This window comes from Microcoleus asticus IPMA8 (genome assembly GCF_013179805.1).
GTDB classification, from domain to species: domain Bacteria; phylum Cyanobacteriota; class Cyanobacteriia; order Cyanobacteriales; family Microcoleaceae; genus Microcoleus; species Microcoleus asticus.
On the sequence record NZ_SRRZ01000179.1, the window covers coordinates 3,193 to 8,498 of the forward strand.

The window sequence follows — 5,306 nt, forward strand, 5'->3', positions numbered from 1 at the left end:
ACGCCTATCATCTCCGTCATCTTCATATTTTTATACGCGACAGGCCCAGCGCCTTTGCCACCTCAGCTGCCTCCTTGTCCGCCAAAGCCGCCGCCACCGCCACCGCCATTGCCCCCTCCACCAAAAGCGCTAATGCCACCACCGTAGTTGCCGTTGCCACCATAGCCGGCTGTGCTACCTGTGGCAGCGCCAAACAGACCGCCGCCACCGCCGCTGTTACTACCGCCGAACATCCCGCCACCACTTCTGCCGGTGACGCCACCCCCAGGAGAACCGCCGACGGCGACATTATTACTAAAGATGACGTTATTCACCCCCACAGTGCCATTGTAGATAAACAAACCGCCACCCATGCCAGCGCCACGACCGGCGTCGTAAGCAAATCCCCCTACTGCTACTCCATTGGTGATAGTCAAATTAGTGAAATTGACGGTTCCCGATTTGACAAAGAAGGGACGAAAACTATTGCCACCGCTGACACTAAAGTTATTGCCAATAAAATCAATGTTGCTGTTAACTAGGGTCTGCATTACCCCTGTAACAGTGACATTTGTGTTGAGGGTAATAGTGTCATCTCCTGCTGCGGCATTCGCATCAAAAATTGCTTTGCTTAATGTGCCTGCTACAGTGCCAGTGCCATTATCGGTTGCCACCGTGACATTAAAATTCGCTAGTGTATATTCATAATCTTCGATCGCCTCCCTATCAAAGGGCACGGCGGCTTCTATTTTGCCAGTTACTATTTCTAAATCCCAGTCGCCGCCTAATGCTTCATTTCCCGTTAAGTCGTTAGATGCAGCTACATCTGCACCTGTGAGTTCGCTCAATGACTCGATAAATTTATTACCTGTTTCTCCTGCCGCTACATCGCAGCCATATAATAAGATGTCACCTTTTTCAGTCAGGGCTTTTCCCCACTGTTCTAGCTGAGTGTTAAATTTTTCTAGGTTATTCTTATTGAGTACATCGGCACCGAGTTTTAAACTACCTTCGCTACCATGAGAAAGGATCTGTACGGCTGCAATATCTTTTTGATTGGCTAAGGCGTTAGTAATTTGCTCAATCCCGCTATATCTGTCATCTAAAATGACTATTTGAGCGGCATCAGCGTTATTAATTAGACTTTGGTAGTCTTGTACTGAGGAGTCTACGAAAATTATTTTGTAGCTCATGGTAGATGACCTGTTAATTTTTACTTAGTGTTGTCAATGTTACAGTCACCGTCAAGGCTTGACGGTTTATTTAGCTTTGGCGACAATGGTACTAGCGCGGCTATTTGCTGCTTCTATCCAAAAAGATAAGCCATCAAATCTCTCAAATAAGTCGGGAGGTAAAACTGTTTTTCTAGGTTTAAACTCGACTTGAGAACGAACTTGATGTAAGCCTTTTGTGTTTAATCTATTATCAAACTCTGGTTCTTGATATTGAACCTTATTAAAATCATGCTCGAAAGGCTCTTCACCTAAAAATTGATAAATCAACGACATGGTTTTAGCCGGTCCTTTGGTTAATAAATCGTAATCAACCAATAGGAGAGATGCACTCTGTTCGCTGTAGAATGCTTCTTTAAGGGCGTTATACGCATACCCAACTAAACGCGAACCTTGACTTAATGCCTCCGTGCGGCTATAAACCGTAGCCCGTTCCGCTGAATTATTAAATAATCTGGAAACATCAAAAGTATTACGCCGAATTAGTAGCTCAATGCTATCCATAATCCAGGCGATGTTTCTGACGCAGCAAATTACTTTAGCTTCGGGAAATAGTTCCAGAATTAATGGCAATTTACTGCACCAAAGGCGATTGGTGTCGAAGATCACTTCTTTTTCAGCTTGCGGATGATAATAGGCAGAAAAAATGCTGAGAATGAGTGCCCGTTTTTGTTCAGGGGAAATAAATACGGAAAACTCATTTTCTTCACTCATCGCTTCCAACATTCGCTCAACTAAACCCCCGACTGGGGAAGTCATAGCAGCATGAAAGCGGGGATTTTGCCGCAGTAATGCTGCAAGTAAGGTGGAACCAGATCGGGGTAGGCCGGATATAAAGTGAGCTTTCTGGGGCATCCAGTTGGAATATATTTAAGGTGGGCAAATAGTCGGCATTTGAAGAGAAGAAAGCGAACGCTTTTGCGGTTGCTACTTGCTGTATCACTGCACACTATTGACTTTCAACAATCTCTGGAGGCAAGACAGTCCCTCCAGCATCTGAGACGGTATCTGCTTTAAGTTGGATGTTGCATAACTTTACGGAATTACCGCCGAGTTTATTGCAAAATCTATCTTGCGGTAGATGGCAGTTACCTTCGTTCATTATTATACAGTCGCGCGTTGGAGAAAAGTGCGATCGAACTCGGCAAATAATCATCACCTCGGTCATTGCTTTGGGCAAAAAAATGTGCTAACAGAAATTTTGACCAAAATCAGTTCGCGATCGCACTTGCAACCCAAGCCTTGGGGAGTTTTATACGGGGATTCTGGGCTGTAAGAATGTTTTTTGGTCGATCGAATTTGTGCAATTCTCAATTGCCAGCCAAACCATCTAATTGTTCTTGCATTTGGGCGGTAACTCGATCGAAACAAGCATCGACATAATCGCGATCGCGCGCCGCCTCCGAACCGTACCTCTCAAATACAATCGGTTCGCACACGCGAGTCCGAATTTGCACGGGTAAAGGCAGGTTTGGCAAAGGCCCAATACTCAATCCCCAAGGCAATCCCAAATACACCGGCAATACCACCGGATCGATGCCAAATAGCCACGGCATCCCCAATTCATGCAATTGCTTTGCTTGTTCGTACAAATCTGCCAAAACTATCAAAGTATCGTGGGCACCGTGGGAGATAATTGGTACAATTGGCACTTCTTCTCGCAATGCTAATTTGATAAATCCCTTGCGTCCCGCAAAGTAGATTCGATCGCGCAAGTGGTGGGGGCGAAAAACATCTTGGGCGCCGCCCGGATAAACGAGAACTGGGGCATTTTTCCGCAAAGCTGCGATCGCCATTTTCGGATGCGCCTTGAGGGCTCCACACTGAACCGCCATGCTAGCAACATCAGGAGAAACTTGCCAAACCGTCGGGTGCATCAATCCGTAGGCCAAGCGTTCGGTGCCGTACCTGCGGAACCATTCGTAGAGGAACATAAACATATCTGGAGCGGCGAGTCCCCCGTTGTGAGAACCGACAACAAGCATTTTTCCGCTCGCGGGTACGTGGTGCCAGCCGTCGCTTTGTACGCGAAAATAGTAGCGGTACAGCCATTCCCAGATTGGCAACAAAAGCTGAATGAAGTCGGGATTGCGATCGTCTAAAGATAGACCGTCAAAGGGATAGTTAGAGGATTTTCCGTCTTTTTTGTTAGTAGTTTTTGTCACTGCAAAAATATTTAACGCTTTGGTCATTATATAGCAGAAGGAAGAAAGCTTTAGCTATCGATGAGAGAAGGAAAAAGGGAGCATCTCAGTTTCACTTTGACTCTCTTTGTGTGAGAGCATCGCCGCGAGCGCAATCAAAAAAAATATTAGGATTAAATGCTCCGATTCAGAAGGAATGTACTGCATTAGTTTCAGAAATTTAAAACATCCTAACCTTCGCTCGCGGTTGCTATATCAATATCATTAAATCATAATCTGTGCAAATATTTGGTTTCTGATTTTAGCCGGCTGATTTTGTTCGGAGGTTTTGTGCAGGTTGTCTATTTTGTTGGCTAAACTGGCCCCTTGTATCTTTATTAAACAGACAGGCGCTCAAACCGCAGCAGGCACAGTAAAGCCTCAGCGAGTAAATACAAAGAAACCATCCAAGTTGCTTACTTAAGAGCCAGAACCAAGGGCACCTGAAGTAGAGGAACTACAAGCCGGCTTTGCGACGACTAGAATCCTTAATGGAAATGTCTCCACAGGAACAAAACTGTTTGGAAACACCTACAGCAACTGTCATTGGCCGGCGCGGCGGCCCCGGCCACAAAAACACAACCAGGTCTAAAGCCGATGAGTTTCTGTTTTGGAAGATTTTATCAAATTGACGCCAGCCATTGGTTTAATGCTAGCGATTTGCGCTGTTTGCCGCAATATTAAGTAAGGTGCGATCGACAGTTGAGTTATGCGAGCGAGATCGAAGAACTGTATGCGGCTTGCGACACCCGACTGGGACGATGGGGTCGATCGCACCAATCGTCGGCCACTCAGAATCTTGGAGCATCTCAAGCACCATCTCGCTCTCGAAGCTGCCAAGAATTCACCTGAAATGCAGCCAAATATTACTCAACTGCAACAACTGGCAGCTAAATGGTTTAACAAACACCTGACAAGATATTGACGCACAACAAATGACTTGCATTCCTAGTAAACGGCCGCGGATTTAAACAGTTAACAGTTAACTGTTGACTCCTCCACTATCCCACTCCCCCACTCTCCCCGCTCTCCCCCTCTCGTCTTCTCCCCCTCCCCGGCTCTGCCATAAGAGCAATTTATAGGTGTAGCAGCTTAATTTGTTTTGGCTTAACTCTCAGCAAAAATTAAATTATATAGATAAAAGTTGACTTACAGGCATAAAAAATGTTATCTAGAGCTTTTTCCTGGAAGACAAATCGATTTTTTTGCTATATTGACCTGCAATAAAGATAATAGTTTTGATGAGATGAGGAGTTGAACGGAATGAAAAACTTGAGTTACTGGAACAAACCCGCTGCATTGCTGGGCGCGATCGCGATCGCAGCCGGAAGTTTGCAAGCGAATGCGATCGGTGTTGCCGCCCCGTCAACATCCACTGCCAGTCAGGATGCTGAAAAGAGTTCATTTGAAGATAGCGCCACCTTTCAAATAGCCCAAGCTGGCAACATTTGCCGCAAAGTCACTCCCAAAGAAGGTTTGACCGTTCGCCAGAACCCAGACCCCAAATCCCCTAGAGTGGGCGGTGTAGCAATTAACACTCAGGTAACGGTACCCCAAAGCGCTAGTTCTGTTAAAGCCTCCGACGGCCGCCTCTGGATTCAAATTACCGCTCCCGTAAAGGGGTATATAGCTACCGGATACCCAAACAACGAGGCTAATTTAGGTTCGTGCACGACAGCCAGCACCACAATTAGTCAAACTCCTTCCCCAAGTCCGGCACCGGCACCTGCTGCGACACCAGCACCAGCACCAGCGCCGACACCGCGTCCAAGTCCAAGTCCAAGTCCTGCACCAGCGCCGACACCGGCACCAGCAGCGACACCAGCACCGGCACCAGGAAAAGACCCAGCACAGGGAGAAGACGGGGTGTCAGGGGAAGAAGAAGCGGGGCGCGGAGAAAAGAATGAAGAAG

General features: G+C 46.6%; 6 protein-coding genes. 3 read left to right on the plus strand and 3 right to left on the minus strand.

Annotated features, from left to right (window positions below):
• Positions 1–62 precede the first annotated feature (62 nt).
• Positions 63–1,172: a DUF4347 domain-containing protein gene (locus E5S67_RS34255; RefSeq protein WP_172192620.1), complete on the minus strand. Its 1,110-nt coding sequence runs from the start codon at positions 1,170–1,172 to the stop codon at positions 63–65.
• A gap of 66 nt (positions 1,173–1,238) precedes the next feature.
• A complete protein-coding gene (locus tag E5S67_RS29320; protein ID WP_172192621.1) occupies positions 1,239–2,066 on the minus strand; it encodes a sulfotransferase family protein in 828 nt (275 codons plus the stop codon).
• A 226-nt stretch (positions 2,067–2,292) separates the two neighbouring features.
• Here E5S67_RS29320 and E5S67_RS29325 point away from each other — a divergent pair, with 226 nt between their 5' ends.
• A complete protein-coding gene (locus E5S67_RS29325; RefSeq protein ID WP_172192623.1) occupies positions 2,293–2,487 on the plus strand; it encodes a hypothetical protein in 195 nt (64 codons plus the stop codon).
• A 34-nt stretch (positions 2,488–2,521) separates the two neighbouring features.
• Here the strand turns inward: E5S67_RS29325 and E5S67_RS29330 are convergent, their stop codons facing one another.
• Positions 2,522–3,403 (minus strand): lysophospholipid acyltransferase family protein, encoded by an 882-nt coding sequence (locus E5S67_RS29330; RefSeq protein ID WP_172192625.1) that lies wholly within the window; start codon positions 3,401–3,403, stop codon positions 2,522–2,524.
• 724 nt (positions 3,404–4,127) lie between these two features.
• On the opposite strand from E5S67_RS29330, the gene E5S67_RS29335 reads away from it, so the two are divergent.
• Positions 4,128–4,319: a hypothetical protein gene (locus E5S67_RS29335; protein ID WP_172192626.1), complete on the plus strand. Its 192-nt coding sequence runs from the start codon at positions 4,128–4,130 to the stop codon at positions 4,317–4,319.
• 338 nt (positions 4,320–4,657) lie between these two features.
• On the plus strand, positions 4,658–5,306 hold a 649-nt coding region (locus tag E5S67_RS33745), incomplete at its 3' end, for an SH3 domain-containing protein (RefSeq protein ID WP_246277036.1).

Excerpts from the sequence above, each read along its gene's own strand:
- E5S67_RS29320 (WP_172192621.1), bottom strand. The coding sequence starts at position 2,066 with ATGCCCCAGAAAGCTCACTTTATATCCGGCCTACCCCGATCTGGTTCC.
- E5S67_RS29325 (WP_172192623.1), top strand. The coding sequence starts at position 2,293 with ATGGCAGTTACCTTCGTTCATTATTATACAGTCGCGCGTTGGAGAAAA.
- E5S67_RS34255 (WP_172192620.1), bottom strand. The coding sequence starts at position 1,172 with ATGAGCTACAAAATAATTTTCGTAGACTCCTCAGTACAAGACTACCAA.
- E5S67_RS29330 (WP_172192625.1), bottom strand. The coding sequence starts at position 3,403 with ATGACCAAAGCGTTAAATATTTTTGCAGTGACAAAAACTACTAACAAA.
- E5S67_RS29335 (WP_172192626.1), top strand. The coding sequence starts at position 4,128 with ATGCGGCTTGCGACACCCGACTGGGACGATGGGGTCGATCGCACCAAT.